Consider the following 17,300-nt stretch of genomic DNA (forward strand, 5'->3'; position numbering starts at 1 on the left):
TTATTTTGATTTCAAATTTTGTATAAATTCATTTCAACTCCTTTAGATTTTCTGTATTTTTCCAAAACTCTTTTAAAAAAGAGAAAAATAAAAAATAGGCTTTAACCTATTTTGTTTTCAGACCCCCCTTAATTAAGATTCTTTAGCAACTCAATTATTAAAAATTTATCATTTTTTAGGATATTAAAACTTTCATCACAATTAAGTTGAAAATTATTAATTTTATTTTCAATTCAAGTGTGTAAAGGTAAATATGAATCTATTAGTGTTAAATTTCCATTATTTTCTAAAGAACATATTTCTAATTCTTGAAACTCATTAACCAAACCAAACAAATCATTGTTAATTATTAATATATTGAACTTATTGATATATTTTTCAAGTTTACTTATTTTAATAAAATTTAAATCTTTTAAAATAACAAAAGGTTTGATAGTAGAATCATAATTGTCCATTCATTTTAAAAATGTTGTTTCATCAATAAAAATACTATCGTTAAATGAAATTAATGATTTTAAAATTTTAATTTTATCAAAATTCAAATCTAATAAATTTTCTCCTACCTGGTTATTAATTAAATCTAACGAATTAAAAAATTTTGTTTTATCAATATTTGATTCGATATTTAAATTGTCTTCGTTAGTTATCATTTTAGTCAAAATGTTTTTTGATGTCAAATTATATAAATCTGTCAATTTTGTTAGATTTGATATTATAATTGCATCTTGTATTGAGTAACTTTTAGAATTTATTAAGAAAACATCTTCGTTATTTTCATATTCATATTTATAAAAATCTGAAATTAAACTATCACTATTTTTTGTTTCAATAACAAAAATTCCTTGATATTCTATTTCTCCGATTGTATTCAAATTTCTTATTTTTAACATTATAATTCTATATACCTTTCTTTTTCGTTATAAATTTCGTTAGCCGACTTTTCACCAGACAAAATATCAATATTAGAATATTGAGTCTCTGTAATCAATAATATTCTAACATTCGATCTTTTCGGAATTATCTTCATTAGTTTTTGTTTTTCATATTCATATATAGTCTTAAACCCTATTGTTTTAACATATATTGAATATTGAATCATTATGTAACCCATTTTTAATAAATTGTTTCTGAACCTAGCATAATTGGTTGTATTATCTTCATCCATAGAAACATCATACATTAATATTATTTTCATATATCTATTTTGAAATTCAGTCAATTTCTAACTCCTTTATATTTTTGTGTTCTAATAAACCTTTGATTAATAAATTAATATAATCAACCACTTTAATTCTTTTAGAATTTACAAAAATATGTTCTTGTAAACCTTCAAAAAATCTTTTTTTAAAGTCTTTAAAATTTATGTTGTTATCTTCTTTTTGTAACTTAATTATTTCATATGTTATTTTATCTACATAACATCTAATCGGTTCTACAATATCGCAAGCTAGCGGAATATTGTTATCAAATCTTTTATGGAAAATACCGATTCTATTATCAAACCCTTTTGAAACCAGCGCTCTACTTACATACGCAATCATTACAGTATATCCGTAGTTGAGACAAATATTAACAAAGTCTTTGGCATTATTTTTATCCCTTTTAAAATCTTTGCCAAACAATAGATTAAAGTAAACCTTAGCTGCATGACCTTCTCTATTAGATAAATCATATGGTTTAATATCTTTTTGATATTCAATTAATTTTTTTACCACTTCAATTGAATCGGGAATGATAGATTTTATTAAATTTTTAGAATTTAATATTTTTAGTTCGATAATATGTTTTCACGTATTACCCTTATATTCATCATTTCAATTAATTTGTGAATTAAAAACTTTATTATCAAAATAACCACTAAACGGTATTATTTGAGCAATTGGTAAATGTCTGTGGTCACAAAAAATAATATTAACTCCTTGTTCAATTAATTTGTTTATCAATGGCATACTAATATTTACTCTAGTATTCTCAAATATGACAGTTTCAATATCGTTAGTTGGTATTGTAATTTTACCTTGACTATTTTTAACAATTAAATTGTTTAAAAATAATGATACATATTCACTTTGTGATACGTCAATTATTTTTTTCATTTTCCTCCTTTGTCGTAATTACGACAAAATAAGATTACTACAAATAAAATAAAAAAGAGACATAATATATTATTATGTCCCATATTTTTAACCTAATACCGATTTATGAATCTTCTTAAATTTAGCTAAAAATGAATTTAAAGCAGGTTTATTTCTCTCTTTATTTTTAATAACTTTTTCTTTATTATCAAATTCGTTTTCTTTCAATTCTTCTTTTTTAACCACCATCGTAGAATAATTATATTCGATTGTATTTCTTGAAGAAACTGCGCCTACTATATGAACTAATTTTTTATTATCATCAATTTCGTTTTCGTTAATAAACATCGTTCCCTTGTAATATACATCTACAATATTATTGTCTAAAGGAATATTTTTTAATTCTTTTTCTTTAATTAGATTATCTTTAATAAATACAGATTCATCAAAAAAGTTTTCATTTTTATTATTAGTAAACTTATAAATTTTTGCATTAACAGGTATTAAAACATAGTTATCTTTTTTATTCTTATAAATTAATAAGGCTACTCATTTAAATGATTCTTTAAAACTTTTATTATTTTGATTTTTTATAAAACTTACATTATCTACATTAACTTTATCAGAAAACATTTTTACGTTCTTTATATAGTCAAAGCCTTTTTTATTTTTTATAATTAGCGCTTTTTTACTATCATTATTTATAAAGTTTCGAGCTTCTCTTTCTCAATTTTCGGGATCAATACATAATTCTTCTTTGTATTCTCTAAATAAGTCTAAAGTATAATCTAAAAATGGATTTTTGGAATCTTTATAACTATCTAAAATATTTTTTATTCTATCTAATTGTTCAGGGTTTGTATGTTTCATAACAATATTATCTTCTTTTTTGTTGTTGATATATTTTATAATCTCGAAAATTGATTTTTTCTCTATTTTTCTTAGATCTCCATTTTTATCAACTTTTGTACTATAGGTTGTTTGATTAAACAATTCGATATTGTAGTCTTTTTTGACTTTTCTTGAATAACGAACTTTTTGTATTATAGAATCTTTTGTTTTAGTCAATTTAGAATTTTCATCACCATCTTTTTCGCTCATTTTCTCTCTTACTATAGAAGAAATGTTATTTAAATTAAGTGTAAATTCATTTAAAGAACCGATACTTTCTCCGCTTTCTCTATCATACACTTTACCTTTTTCAATATAGTATTTTTCAGGTGTAAATAACAACTTTTGCATATTAGGTTTATAGTTATTTGCCGAAATCGCCAATAGAGAAGCATCTATAGCGTGGTGTGAAAAATGATCTCTATCTTTCAGTGATAAACCACCCATTTTTCTCAACATACTTGTATATTTTCCTCTAAATGTAACTACACTAAATTGCTTATCGTGGCTTTTAGCATATTCATTTAGTTTCTCTAAGAAAACTTTACTTGAATATCTAGTATCATTTAAGTTTCTATTAGCAAATTCAATTTTATCTTTATCATTGATTTCTAGACGGAATAAATTCTCTTTCTTACGATCATATTCTTTATTTTTAGTATCAAAGAAATCGTTCTTTTTGTTGTTATTTTCAGCTCAAAAAGTTTTGAATAATTTAAAATCAGTTGTATGAACCCCTAAATATTCGCTTGGTAATTTATTCGATTTAGCTTGGTTTGTACTTTTAAGAACAACAACTTTATTAGTCATGGAATCATCATAACTAATACTATATGGTATTATATGGTCAATTTCGGTATAACCAGGATCGTCTATAAGTTTTTTAACATCTATTTTATCTTTAACATTATATGCGTCATAACCATCTTGTTGGAAATATAAAAGTAATTTTTGTTTTGTTTTAAGATTCATATCATCTTCAGATATAGTAATTCCGTAGCTATCTTTTAATATAGAAATTATTTTTTCAATACGTTTTTTGTTCTTCTTGTTTTGTTTATCTATTCCTTCTCTTTCAGATTTAAGATTGTTTTCTTTAGGCATTTCGAGACCTATTTTAGTGATTTTATATTTATTTTTATATTCTTTTAAAATTTGATTGAATACCTTAATTGTTTCTGCTAAAGATGTTTTAACAGCCGGGCTAATAACTGCATCACGTAAAAATGAACTATCCATATATTTGGAATTAGATGCAGTTGATAAAAGACCTTCTTTCTCTAACTCTTCGTTATATTTTTTTATTTCTTTATACAAATCAAAATCTTTTTCAAACTTGAAATTAGATAAGTTTTTAGATGTGTTTAATAAATCTTTATTAACTAAATAAATTGCTTTAAAAGATAAAGAATGGGTTTTAGAAACCTTGAATTTAGGGTTATTCGCTATATCTTCTATAAACTTATTTAGTTGTTCTTCGGTATTAAGATATTTGCTTAAAAAATGTATATTTTGTTGTGTTTTTATATTCTTAATTCTTTTTTCAACTTCTTTATAGTTAGAAATAACAACAAAAATATCATCTAAACCTTTAGCAAATTCAAATACTGTATCTACATTTAAGTCATCTAATTTTGCACCATTCTTAATAAATGTTTTTATAAAAATAATTGTAGATTCTAACGAAGCTATTTTTTTATCTGCATTTTTAAATTCATCTACTTTTAACTCTAAATTAAAATCAAGGTTTCAAGATTTTAAATATTTTAAAATTGTTTGATAAGTAACGTTTTTAACTTTACCTTCATTTAAGTTGTCTTTAAGTAAATTATTTATAATATCTCTTTTATCATTTGTTGATAAAACTCACTCATTAGCCAAAGTGTGTCTAACATTATTTAAATCAGATAATAAATTATACAACTCAACACTAGGAGATTGTTGTGGTGCTCTATTTTCATTCACAAAGATACTACATTTTCCAATGGTTTTATCTCAAATGTTGTTATATTTTTGATATAAAGTTTTTCCATCTTCTTTATAGTCGTAAATACCATATTCACTATAACTATGTTCGCTACCAGGTCCCTTAGCATATTCACGTATTGAATCATAAATATTCATAAATTCTGATACAAAATCCTCGAATTGTTTATTTGCATATTTTTTGGATTGAATATCATTTAAAACGTGTTCAATTTCATTTTTTCATTTTAAATGTGAAAATTTAACATCAACATATTGCTCTAAACCTTTAAAGTAACCAAATTTATTAAAGAATTTGAATTGTTCTTTAGTCGGATAATCGAATTGATTTGTGTATGAAATCTTTTTACTCTCAGAATTCTCTTTATTTTCTTCTTCAATAACTTCATAAAAGAAACCTCTATTTTGTAAATAATCGTGTAATATTCATACTAATTCTTTACTTTCTACAACTTCATCTAAAGCTTTATTTTTAACAAAAATTATATTTGGATTTTTAGAAGACATTTCTTGATAAATATTATTAACTTGGTGTCTATTTTTAAGTTCTAAACCAAACATATCTTTATATTTAAAAATTAATTTATCAAATTTATCGTTCTTATATCTTTTTCTTCTGATACTTCTTCTGATACTTCTATACCCTCTACGATCAGTAGCTAAATTAGGTTCATCGAACAATCTTGACCCTAATTCTAGCACATCATTATTTGAATTATCTACTATAGATCACCCCACAGAACCGATACCTAAGTCAAAACCCAATGTAACATCAATAATTTTGTTTTCTTTATTCATAATTAAACCTCTCGGAATATATTTAATTGATATATAAAATATTTTACAACATCTGAAAAAATATGTTAAAATAATTATGTACTAAATCTATTGTATTGCTTAAGAATAGTAAAGTGCTAAAACAAGGCGGCTTTAATAGCCTGCCGAATTTGCCCCGAAAGGGGTTTTTTAATACTTTAAAAATAAAAAACTCTAAACAAAATAAGTGCTTAGAGTTTTTTAACATTATTCTTCTTCTAATTTAAGATATGGATCTAATTCTAAATATTTAGAATTTTCCTTAGTTAATCTTGGTTCGATATTTTTAATGTTTTTGTATAATTTGCTTTTTGCAGACCCTACAATCGCCTTAGAAAAACTATCAATATGTTTACTAATCGAAATTTCTAACGATCCTTTTAAATCATCTAAGTTTTTTTGTATATTTTCTACAAATTTATTTATATCATCAAAATCATCTTTTATTCTAGCCATAGCTTTAACGATAGCTTTAAAGTGTTTTTCGTTTCATGCAACAATTAAATTACGTTGCTCCTCAATATCTAGTTGTGTATTATCAAAATTAGATCTCTCTTTAATAAAGTTAATTAATAATTGTAATAAAGGTTTTAAACCTTCAAATCTAACTACAAAAATGTTTGGAAATTCCTCATAAACTTTAAATAAAAAGTTATGTTCTGGTTCGAGTTCTGTTACTAAAACACCAAAAGTTCCTTTGTAATTTTTCATGTCTTTTAATAATTTAGGTAAATGCTTTTTATTTGTTGTGCTTCCAGTTTCGGTTTGTTTTGATTTTGCTTCTATAATGATATTTCCGATGTTTTCTTTATCTTTAAAAAGATTAATTTCAAAATCAGGTTTTGTTCTATCTATATTTTCGGTTGTTTTAGAAAACTTAATCTCGTTACCCATAAAACCAAAACTATCTTCTAAAACATTGTAGATACTATTTTCAAAATTTTCACCAACTTGTTTGGTTGAGAACCCAACATTTTTATTTATGATATCTAAATGTTTTTTTTCAGATATTTCTAATGCATTAATTTGTTGCTTGTATTCATTTTCTTTTTGTTTTAAACTCTCGTTATCAAACTTAAGTTTTTCAATAGTTTTTTGGTACTCAGACGCCATATTTAATTCTTTATTATGGAACTGTTCTGTTAATTTTGTTTTAATTTCATTTAATTGTGATTCGTATTTATGTGTTTCTTGTTCTTTAACAATTTTTAATTGTTCTTCTAGTTTATTTTTATTTGTTTCTAATGTTAATATTTTGTTTTGATATGTATTATTTATTTCTGTTGTTTTTTGAGAAATCAACACTTCTTGTTTACTTAAAAGTGTTTGAATTTCTTGTTTTTTAACAACTTCATTGTTTTTTAATTCTTGACTAAGTTTAATATTTTCTTCTTTTAACTTATTTATTTCAAAGTTTAGCAAATCTTTTTCTTTGGCTTTAATAATTTGAATTTCTTTAGCCAATTCTTCTTTAAATCTATCTTTTAAAGTGTTAATTTCGTTTTGTTTTTGTTCTTCAAGTTCTTTTTTTGTTTTTGCTCTTACTTCTTCTTCTTTTTCTTTTATTTTTTCAAGTAATTCTACCTTTTTAAGGTTATCATATTGTACTTTTCATTCTTTTTCTCAATTGTTTTTTGACGAATCAGTTATCTTTTTAATTAAATCGGATTTTGCGCTTTCTATAATAGATTGTTGGTTATCCAACAAATCACTTAATGTAAAATAATCCCCTTTTTTAGCATCTTCTTCAACTATAAATTCTAATTTTTCTATATCACTTATTTTGATTTTGATTTTTTTCATAGATACCTCCAAAATGTTTTATATAAAATATTATACATATTACTAAAAAGCGTTTATTTAAAAAATTAAAAAGATTCTATTAAAATATTTAAAAAATTAAAAAAACTAAATATTCCTTCTTTAAAAGTGTATTTAGTTTTTTTAATTTTATTTATTTTTTACTTTGATGGAGAGTTAAACAAACTAGCGTATATTATCAAACACATAATCGATAATATTTTTAATTTGATTTTTTGAAATAATCTTGAAAAATACTATTTCTTTAAATAAAAAGAAATATTTTTCTATTTCAATATTGTCTTTTTTAAAAATAATTTAATAAAATTTATTTTCTTTTTTGATATATAAAATTAATTTATTTTTCCTAATGCCTAGTAATATGGGTAAAACTTCAATAATTTCATTATATTTTTTTAATTAAATTTTAAATTCTTATTCTAATTCCTAGATACTACTGTTTTTGGGTTTAACCAAAGAATTTAAAATATTTAATTTAACTTCTTTTTCTTTAATTTTGTTTAGTATAAGTAAAATCTATCGTTATTAAAGAATTGTTGTTTATATCCTCAATGAAAAAGATTAAATAAATTTTTAAAATCCTTTATCTTAATCTTCCTTGGTAACTTTTATTAAAGTGTCATTTATTCAAACGGTATCACCTACATGTATTTTAGTAGAGCGTCCTATAGGTTTTATACCATTTATTTTAATATCATTATTTTCTAAAAAATATTTAGATTCACCACCAGTTGATATTTCTCTGATTTTCTTCAAAAATTGACCTAATTTAATTGATTCATCTCTTATTTTTACTATCATTAAAACTTCCTAATTGGTGTTATTAATTGAATATTGTTTTTTTCATTTTCTGAAATTAAATATATTTTATCATCGTTTTCTGTTATATATAATTTTATAACTCCGTTTGATAAAACAGAAACTGCATCTTTTAAAAATTGATAATCTACATCTATTTCAAAATCTTTCCCTACTAAATTATGTTTATTAGTAGAAACTTCACTAATTCCTATTTCAGGTATTTCAAAAGTAATATTTATAGAATTTTTAGAAATACTAAATTGTAATTTTTTTGCTTTTTCTGTGTTGTGAAATACAACTTTATTTATTAATTTTAATAATTCTTCTTTATCTATTTCAATTGTTTTATTATATTTTATTTCTAATAAATTATTTAAATCAATAAAATTAATTTTTGAAATTGATGTTTGTATAATTGAACCTTTATATGAAATCCCGAATTTATCAATGTTATAAAAAACATTTATTTTTTCGGGAACACCTTTTGTTATTAATTTTTTTAAATTTTTAGCATCAATATTAATATTAATATCGTTTATTTTATTAATTTTAATTTTTTCAGTAGATAATCTATACGAATCAGTAGATAAGAATCTTAAATAACCATCACTTTTACTACTTATATTTATACATCTAAAAACAGCAACATTTAATCTTTCATTATTTGTAGAGTGAGCTGTAGAAATATAAACATCGTTAATAACTTTATTTAATAATTCAGAACTTATTTCAAATGAATTTTCTGTATCTTCAAAATTAATTTTAGGATACTTATTATAATCTAATTGTGTAATTGTATATTTTGTTTTATTTTCGAATATATTTACAACATTATCTTCTACAGAAAACGTAACTTCTTTATCAAATTTTTTAATTATATTTTTTAATATTATTGAATTTAATAATGTTTTACCTGTTCTTTTTACTTTTAAATCTTTTTCATTAACTTCGATTATTCTTTTTCCTGAAATAGAAGAACTTGTACTTATTAATGTCAATTTTTCGTTATCTAATTCTAAATATATCCCCCTTTGTGGTAAATAAGAATCATTTTGATCTATAAACGAATATAAAAACTCTATCGCTTCGTCTATTATTTTTTTGCTTATTGTAAAATTCATGTTTCCCCTTTGTTTTAAAATAATTATGTTTTGTTAATATGTTAATAAATAATTAAAAAGCTGAAAAAACTTATATTTTTTGTTGTTTTTTTAACTTTTTGAACTTATCCACAACTTATTTAATTGTTGATAACTAATTACTTTTTCCCATATATGTCTTTTTTTAATTCGTTCATAGTTTTATTTATAGATAGTGATTGTGTTTCGTCATTTAGTTTATTCAGAGCACTTAAAATAGTTGTATGGTCTCTATTAAATATTTTTCCAATTTCTGTGGATGACTTGTTCAAAATATTTTTAATTAATATTATGGATAAATGCCTAGCAATAACTATTTCTTTTTTTCTTGATTTTCCTAATATTTCTTTTGAACTTACTCTGTAATATTTAGCAACATGTTTAATTATATTTTCGTGAGAAATATTATCGTTATTTTTTATAATGTTTTCGAAAATATTCTTAATAATACCCTCTACATATTCATTTTCTTTAAAAGAACTTTTGTATACATTTATTCTATTTGCGGCACCAATTAAAGATCTTATTGAGCCTATATGATTTCTAACTATATAGTTTATTGAATTGTTATCAAGAATCGATGTATCAAAATTTCTTTGTTCTAATAAGAAAAGTAACATTTTGTTCATATCTTCTTCAGTAGGTGTGTTTATCTTAGTAACCAAACCAGACTGCAATCTGGTATATATTTTATTTTCAAATTGATTTTCCAATTCGAATAATTCATTTTCGGATGATATTATTGTTATTTTATTGTTTTGAATTCTGTTGTCAAGTATTTGATATATAAAGTTTTTTGTTTGTTTTTTTTGTCCTTCCGCGAATACTTGAAAATCATCGAAAATAACTATGTCCAAGTTAGAAAAGAAATTTAAAAGACTTGAAATTTTCTTAGAATTATTCTCGGTATACATTTCAGAAATCTTTCTTGTAAATAGCTCTGGACTTATGTACACACCACTTTTATTATTTTTTTTAAACTCGTTTCCTAATGCGTGTAATAAATGACTTTTTCCTAAGCCTGATGACCCCGAAATGTATAATATATAAAACCCATTGTTGTCATTTATAATTGACTTGCATATGTCTACCGCTTCTTTATTAAAATCTAGTTTTAAATAATTATCAAAAGTATAACTTGTTTGAAAATTATTTAATAATTGATTTTTTTCTGTTTTTGCAGCAATATTTTCTTTTATACTATTTTCTATTTTTTGCTTTATAAGTTTTTTAGTTTCTTCTGATTTGCTAACATGGGTCAACTCATATTTTGCTTGATTCCCAAAAATTTTAATAATACATTTTTGGTATAAATCGTCAAAGTTTTTTTGATGACCCTTTAAAATAATTTCATTAACATTTGGTATGTAAATTTTTACTATATTTTGATCGTAGCTTGTTACACTTAAATTTTTTATAAAAGTTTTTCAAATCATATTATCGTTTATTTGTTCTTTCATAAAATTTTTAACTTGTTCAGTGTAGTTTGATAAAACATTTTCTTCATTTTCTTTTGAATATTGGTTTATTAAATTCATATACTAATTTTATAACTTTTTTAAGTTTATAAAAGCTTAATAATTTATGTTAATGTAAATTAACTAGTTTTAAACAAAGTTATCCACAATTTTTTTATCTATAATAAAGTATTTTTAGTGATTTATCCACATATTTAAAATTATGTTGATAAATATGTTATTATCTTTGTTATAAAAATGTGTAAAAATATGTGGAAAACCTGAAATTATTTTGCTAATTAAATTTATAAAAAAATGTATAATTTAATAATATGATATTCGAAAAAGATGATGAAATAAAAAATAAAAATGAAGATATTTTAATCGGTAAATTTACAGAAAAACTTAAAGGACCAGATAATGGTTCTTGAGGTTTTTTTAAATTTAAAAAAGATAATTCAAGAGAACAAGTTATGATTTATTGTTCAGGTTTAGAAATGCCTGAGTTGAATAAAAAATACGAAGTAACAATCGTGAAAGCTCAAAGAAATTTTAAGTTAGTAAAATACATCCCTGTTAAAATTGAAATAGATATTAATTCTGAAATTAACACACACCTTAATAAAATACCGTCTGTCGGAAAGGCTACTAGCAAAAAAATATTAGACGCATTTGGTAAAGATGTTATAAAAGTTTTCTTTGACGAAAGCAAAGCTATTGAGATTTTGAAAATTATTCCTAAGAATACCTACGAAAAGATATTGAGTTATTTTAAAAAGAATGAAAAACAAATGTTAAAAATTAATAATTTGATTAATCAAAATACTAAAGAATATCAAGATAATATTCAATTCTTTTTCGGTAATGATTTGCAGAAAATTTTCACATTGCTAACAAAAATTCATGAAAATGACTCAAACCCTAATTTTATAGAGTTATATAAATCTAAAAATCCTTATGATTTATGAGAAAAATACGACATACCAATTAATGAAATAGATACTTTCGCTTTACTTTTGGGTTACCAAACACTTTCAAAGCAGAGAATTTATGCTTATATTGATTATGCAATGTTTAATTTAGAAGAAAATAATTCAACTTTCATTAATATTAACGATTTGATTATTTCGGTAATTAAATTTGCTAATTTATCGAGCAGTATTGAAATTAAAGAAGTAATCAACGGTTTTATAATAAGCAAAATTAAGGATGGAACACTTTTTGCTAAAGAGAATTCTGTCTCAAGAATAGAAATGAGAGAAAAAGAAAAATTTATTATTGATAAAATAAACTTCATTAATCAAAATAGTGTTTTAATTCTTCAAAAAGAGCCGCAAGAAGAATTGAAGTATTTATCCGACGATCAAAAATTAGCGTATGAAATGATTTCTAATTGTGGTGTAAGTATAATTTCCGGCATGCCTGGCACCGGAAAAAGTTTGATAATAAAACACATCTATAATACTTTAAAATTAAATGATTTTAAGGAAGAGAATGATTTTTATATCTTAGCTCCAACAGGTAGAGCAGCTTCAAACATTTCTAGTAAACATGGAATTCCGACTAGAACAATACATAGTTTCTTAAGGATAAAAAATGATAAAGAAGACGTTTCAACAGATATTGATTTTAACGATATTAAAATATTAGTTATAGATGAGTTTAGTATGGTCAACATTAATATTTTTCATAAGATTTTAAAGTCATGCTCTAATTTGCAAAAATTAATATTAATTGGTGACTCTAATCAACTTCCGGCGATAGGTCCTGGGATAATTTTAAACGATCTAATAGAGAGCGGTAAAATACCTTGTGTTTTCTTAAATAAGATTTACCGGAGCGATTCTGAAGAAATTAAAAATTATATAAATTTTATAAACGCTTTAGGAGATTCAAAGAACCCTTATTTTATGGATTTTTTTAAGTTTTTTATCAACAAAAAACTTGCCGAATTTATTTCTGATAGAGAAATTATTGAATATTATAAACAAAAATTATTACTAAATCCGGAAAATACATATAAAGAATTTGTTTATAATTTTTCTGATTCATGAATCGAATATATAGCAAAAGGTTTTACAGGAAATCAAGTTAATGTTTGAAATAGTAAAAAACCTTTTGATGACCTATCGTCATTGTTTATTGAAAAAGTTAATAAATACGGAATTTTTAATACTGTTGTATTGTGTCCTATTTATAGAGGTGGATTTGGTATTAATTTGATAAATAAAGCAATTCAAAATAAATACAATCCAAACGGAGATGTTGTTCATACTTCTAAAATTAATGGTGAAGTTGTTGAATATAAGGTCGGTGATAAAGTAATACAATTAGTTAACAAAAACGAAATAGGCGTCTCTAATGGTGATTTAGGTGTTATTAGTTCGGTTAGAGAAAATAAAGTTGAAAAAGAAATTTTTGTTAAATTTAGAATAGGCGAAAAAAACCTAGAAGTTAAATATAATAAAGAAGATTTTTCTGCAGAAATTAATTTGGCATATGCTATAACTGTTCATAAATTCCAAGGAAGTGAGAATGATTCGGTTATTTTTGTAGTTTACAAAGAACATTCGGGTATGTTAAATAGAAAACTTGTTTATACCGCTGTTTCTAGAGCGAAAAAAGATTTAACTATTTTTGCTCTTAACGAAAACATTTATTCATCAATTTTTATTAACAGATTTTCAAAAAAAGAACAAAAAGTGACAAATATGCAAGAATTTTTAGGCTTGGAGGAATAATGAAATTAATAGTTGGTTTAGGTAATCCTGGAGAAGAGTATAAGTACACAAGACATAATGTGGGATTTTTGATTGTTGATCGAATTTGTGAAAAATTAAACGTTAAATTGAATAAGGAAAAATTTAATGGTATTTTTGTTAAAGTTGATGATATAGTTATTGCAAAACCTATGACATACATGAATTTGTCAGGAACTTTTGTTCAACAATTAAAAAATTTTTTCAAAATAGATAATTCAGATATTATGGTTATTCACGACGATAAAGACTACGATTTAACGAAAGCTGCAATAAAAATAGGCGGTAGTGGCGGTAGCCACAACGGAGTTAAAAGCATCATAGATAGTTTAGGGACTTCTGATTTTAAGAGAATGAAAATAGGTATTAATGTTCCTCATCAAGGTCAACTAAAAGATTTTGTTTTAGGTAAATTTTCTTCGAATGAAATAGAAAAAATATTACCTATTATTGATTTGGCAGCAGAAACAGCAATTTCTTTTGCTTTTAATGATATTTACACAATAATGAATAAATTTAATGTTAACAAAAAATAAAAAATATTTAATTGCTGTTTCTGGCGGTCCTGATAGTATGTTCCTTTTAAATAAATTTAAAAATAAAAACGTGGTTGTTGCGCATGTTAATTACAATCAAAGAAAAGATAGTTATCAAGACCAAAAAATAGTTCAAAATTTTTGTTTAGACAATAATATAAAATTAGAAGTTTTGGAATTAAAAAAAGAGGATTATATTTCGGGAAATTTTCAAGAATGAGCAAGAAATGAAAGGTATACTTTTTTTAAAAGTGTTTATGATAAAAATAAGTGCAATTTATTAATGGTTGCACATAACATAGATGATTTTTTAGAAACTTCCATATTGCAAATTAATAGCGATCGTAAGCCGTTATATTTTGGGATAAAAAAAACCAACAATATTTATGGAATGAATATTTTGAGACCTTTATTGTTTAGGTATTTTAAAAGCACTATCGAAAGTAAAAGTTTATCTAAAAAAATTCCTTTTCATATAGATTACACAAACTTAACAAATAAATATTCGCGAAACATAATAAGAAACGAATTAAAAAACAAATATAAAATTTATAAGTTGTTTTTAGTTGCTAAAATCATTTATAAAAACTTTTTTTTAAAACATAAAAAAAACAAAATATACAATGAATATTACAAATGAGAAAAAAATGATTTTTCGGTTGAATGTTTTAGATCACTAAAACATAAAGAAGAAATTATTTTTAAATTTTTAAACGAAAACATTAATGAAATAAATCTATCTAGCAGGAAAATAAATAGTATTATTGAATTTATTTTGTCTAAAACAAATAATAAAACTTATAAGTTGAATAATAAGTTTTATTTGAGCAAAAAAAATTGAAAATTATTTATAAAAAACTCTATAATTTAAATAACATAATATGAAAGGAATAAATGAGAAATAAAAAAATATGAACAGGTATTTTGTTCGTTGTTGTTTTAGGCATTATTATTTATTTTGTTTGAAGCCAATTGACTTCTGGTCAAAAATACGAACAAATTTCACTTACTGCTTTTGCCGACAAAGTTAAAGAAGCGGCAACAAACGAAAGTGACGATAAATATTTTATCGGTATAAACGTTAACCAATTTGAAAATACGATAGTAGGTTCCTTTAATGATGGACAATTAGGCGTTAAAACTTTCCAAACTTATGGATCGTTAAATTTACTTAAGATTGTTTTAGGGGGTTCTGATACTCAATCTTCAGAATTGATTAATAATTCATTTTTAGGTGCTAATAGTGAAGTAGTAGCGAGAACTTCACAATCATTAATCGGATTATCTTCCGTAAAAACTCCGTCTCAAAGTATGTGAGGATCATTCTTTATATCTTTAGTTCCGACTTTGATTTTAATCGGTGCAATTGTGTTGTTAACTAGATATCAAATGAGATCAATGAATGGTCAAGGAGGGGGAGCTTTTGGAGATAAAAGCCCTGCCCAAATAATTAAATCAGATAAAAAATTTAGTGATGTAGCAGGAAATAAAGAACCTATAGAAGAAATTTCGGAAATAGTTGATTATTTAAAGTTTCCGAAAAAATATGAAGAATCCGGTGCTAGAATGCCGCGTGGTATTCTTTTAGGAGGTCCTCCAGGTACTGGTAAAACATTATTAGCAAAAGCCACCGCCGGTGAAGCTAACGTTCCGTTTTATTTTGTTTCTGCATCTAGTTTTGTTGAACTTTTTGTGGGAATGGGTGCAAAAAGAGTTAGACAAGTTATCGCTGAAGCAAGAAAAAATTCTCCTGCAATAGTTTTTATTGATGAGTTAGATGCTATCGGTAGAACTCGTGGATCTGGTATAGGTGGAGGTCATGACGAAAGAGAACAAACACTTAACCAGTTGTTAGTTGAAATGGATGGTATAAAAGAGAATTCCGGATTATTATTTGTTGCAGCTACTAATAGAACTGATGTTCTAGATCCTGCTTTAACTAGACCAGGTCGTTTTGATAGAGTAATTACAGTTGGTTTACCTGATGTATCAGAAAGAGCAGAAATTTTAAAATTACATGCAAAAGGAAAAAGATTTTCTTCAGATATTGATTTTAAAAACATAGCAAAAAGAACACCAGGGTTTTCGGGTGCTCAATTGGAAAATGTAATAAACGAGTCAGTTTTATTATCTATTAGAGAAAAAACTAATTTAATTACTCTATCAATAATAGATGAAGCAATCGATAGGGTTATGGCAGGACCTGCTAAAAAATCAAGAACAATTACAAAAGAAGAGTTAACTTCTGTTGCATATCATGAGGCAGGGCATGCAGTTGTGGGGCTAAAAACACCTGGTGGAAATAAAGTTCAAAAGATTACTATTATTCCTAGAGGTCAAGCTGGTGGTTACAATCTTATGATGCCAGAAAATGAAAAATATAATTATTCTAAAGAAGAATTACTTGCTTCGATAGCAAGTTTTATGGGTGGTAGAGCGGCTGAAGAGATTATTTATGGTAAAAACAAAATTTCAACCGGTGCATCTGATGATATAGAAAAAGCTACAAATATAGCAAGAAGAATGGTTACTGAGTTTGGAATGAGCGACTTAGGACCAATTAAATATCAAAGCGAAGAAGGTAGTCCTTTCTTAGGAAAAACATTAGCTACAAATAGTAGTTTATCAAATCAAATAAGTCATGAAATTGATTTAGAAATTAGAAAAATTATCTTAGAAGCACAAAATCATGCTCATAAAATTATCACTGAAAATATGGAACTTTTAGAATTAATAAAAACATCATTGCTCGAAAAAGAAACAATTATAGCAGAAGAAATTGATTATATAGCTAAGAATCTTAAATTGCCTGAAACAGTTTCTGAAGAGACTATAAATGAAGAAAATAAACTAAGTTTAGATGAATTAATAAAAACTACAAGTGATAAGAAAGAAGATAATAACAACTAAACTTTTAATTTATAAGCCTATACACAAGGCGAAAAAGAATAAAAAAGAGGTTTGAATACCTCTTTTTTTACGCCCTATTATTACTATTAAATTTATTAGAAAAATATAT

At 24.2% G+C, this 17,300-nt stretch carries 12 protein-coding genes; 4 read left to right on the top strand and 8 right to left on the bottom strand.

Translation table 4 applies throughout. From position 1 onward, the window contains the following. Positions 1-128: 128 nt before the first annotated feature. The 8 genes from N9R85_RS02255 to N9R85_RS02290 all read right to left on the bottom strand — a co-directional run bounded on the left by N9R85_RS02255 (position 129) and on the right by N9R85_RS02290 (position 11,067). Positions 129-890 carry a hypothetical protein gene (locus N9R85_RS02255; RefSeq protein WP_262858408.1) on the bottom strand — a complete coding sequence of 254 codons (762 nt, stop codon included), beginning with the start codon at positions 888-890 and terminating at the stop codon, positions 129-131. After that, on the bottom strand, positions 890-1,195 hold the full coding sequence (gene cas2 / locus N9R85_RS02260) for a CRISPR-associated endonuclease Cas2 (RefSeq protein WP_253282260.1): 306 nt from the start codon (positions 1,193-1,195) through the stop codon (positions 890-892). The genes N9R85_RS02255 and cas2 overlap by 1 nt, the downstream gene beginning before the upstream one ends. A gap of 4 nt (positions 1,196-1,199) precedes the next feature. Next, the gene (gene cas1, locus N9R85_RS02265; protein WP_262858409.1) at positions 1,200-2,096 is read right to left on the bottom strand and encodes a type II CRISPR-associated endonuclease Cas1; all 897 of its coding nucleotides are present in this window, start codon (positions 2,094-2,096) and stop codon (positions 1,200-1,202) included. Positions 2,097-2,183: 87 nt separating this feature from the next. Further along, positions 2,184-5,750, bottom strand: coding sequence for a type II CRISPR RNA-guided endonuclease Cas9 (cas9, locus tag N9R85_RS02270; protein WP_262858410.1), 3,567 nt, complete (start codon positions 5,748-5,750; stop codon positions 2,184-2,186). Positions 5,751-5,975: 225 nt separating this feature from the next. Further along, on the bottom strand, positions 5,976-7,571 hold the full coding sequence (locus tag N9R85_RS02275) for a DUF2130 domain-containing protein (protein WP_262858411.1): 1,596 nt from the start codon (positions 7,569-7,571) through the stop codon (positions 5,976-5,978). Between the two features lie 606 nt (positions 7,572-8,177). Next, positions 8,178-8,390, bottom strand: coding sequence for an RNA-binding S4 domain-containing protein (locus N9R85_RS02280; protein WP_262858412.1), 213 nt, complete (start codon positions 8,388-8,390; stop codon positions 8,178-8,180). Then, positions 8,390-9,511, bottom strand: coding sequence for a DNA polymerase III subunit beta (locus N9R85_RS02285; RefSeq protein ID WP_262858413.1), 1,122 nt, complete (start codon positions 9,509-9,511; stop codon positions 8,390-8,392). The genes N9R85_RS02280 and N9R85_RS02285 overlap by 1 nt, the downstream gene beginning before the upstream one ends. 137 nt (positions 9,512-9,648) lie before the next feature. Then, positions 9,649-11,067 carry a DnaA ATPase domain-containing protein gene (locus tag N9R85_RS02290; protein ID WP_262858414.1) on the bottom strand — a complete coding sequence of 473 codons (1,419 nt, stop codon included), beginning with the start codon at positions 11,065-11,067 and terminating at the stop codon, positions 9,649-9,651. 251 nt (positions 11,068-11,318) lie between these two features. On the opposite strand from N9R85_RS02290, the gene N9R85_RS02295 reads away from it, so the two are divergent. The 4 genes from N9R85_RS02295 to ftsH are packed head-to-tail and all read left to right on the top strand — an operon-like array spanning position 11,319 to position 17,191. Next, a complete protein-coding gene (locus N9R85_RS02295) occupies positions 11,319-13,727 on the top strand; it encodes an ATP-dependent DNA helicase (RefSeq protein ID WP_262858415.1) in 2,409 nt (802 codons plus the stop codon). Then, positions 13,727-14,281 (top strand): aminoacyl-tRNA hydrolase, encoded by a 555-nt coding sequence (gene pth, locus N9R85_RS02300; RefSeq protein ID WP_262858416.1) that lies wholly within the window; start codon positions 13,727-13,729, stop codon positions 14,279-14,281. The genes N9R85_RS02295 and pth overlap by 1 nt, the downstream gene beginning before the upstream one ends. Beyond that, positions 14,265-15,152 carry a tRNA lysidine(34) synthetase TilS gene (gene tilS / locus N9R85_RS02305; RefSeq protein WP_262858417.1) on the top strand — a complete coding sequence of 296 codons (888 nt, stop codon included), beginning with the start codon at positions 14,265-14,267 and terminating at the stop codon, positions 15,150-15,152. The genes pth and tilS overlap by 17 nt, the downstream gene beginning before the upstream one ends. A gap of 23 nt (positions 15,153-15,175) precedes the next feature. Then, the gene (ftsH, locus tag N9R85_RS02310) at positions 15,176-17,191 is read left to right on the top strand and encodes an ATP-dependent zinc metalloprotease FtsH (RefSeq protein ID WP_262858418.1); all 2,016 of its coding nucleotides are present in this window, start codon (positions 15,176-15,178) and stop codon (positions 17,189-17,191) included. Positions 17,192-17,300 lie beyond the last annotated feature (109 nt).

Source organism: Mycoplasma sp. CSL7503-lung, assembly GCF_025515455.1.
In the GTDB taxonomy this organism is placed as follows: Bacteria; Bacillota_I; Bacilli_A; order Mycoplasmatales; family Metamycoplasmataceae; genus Mycoplasmopsis.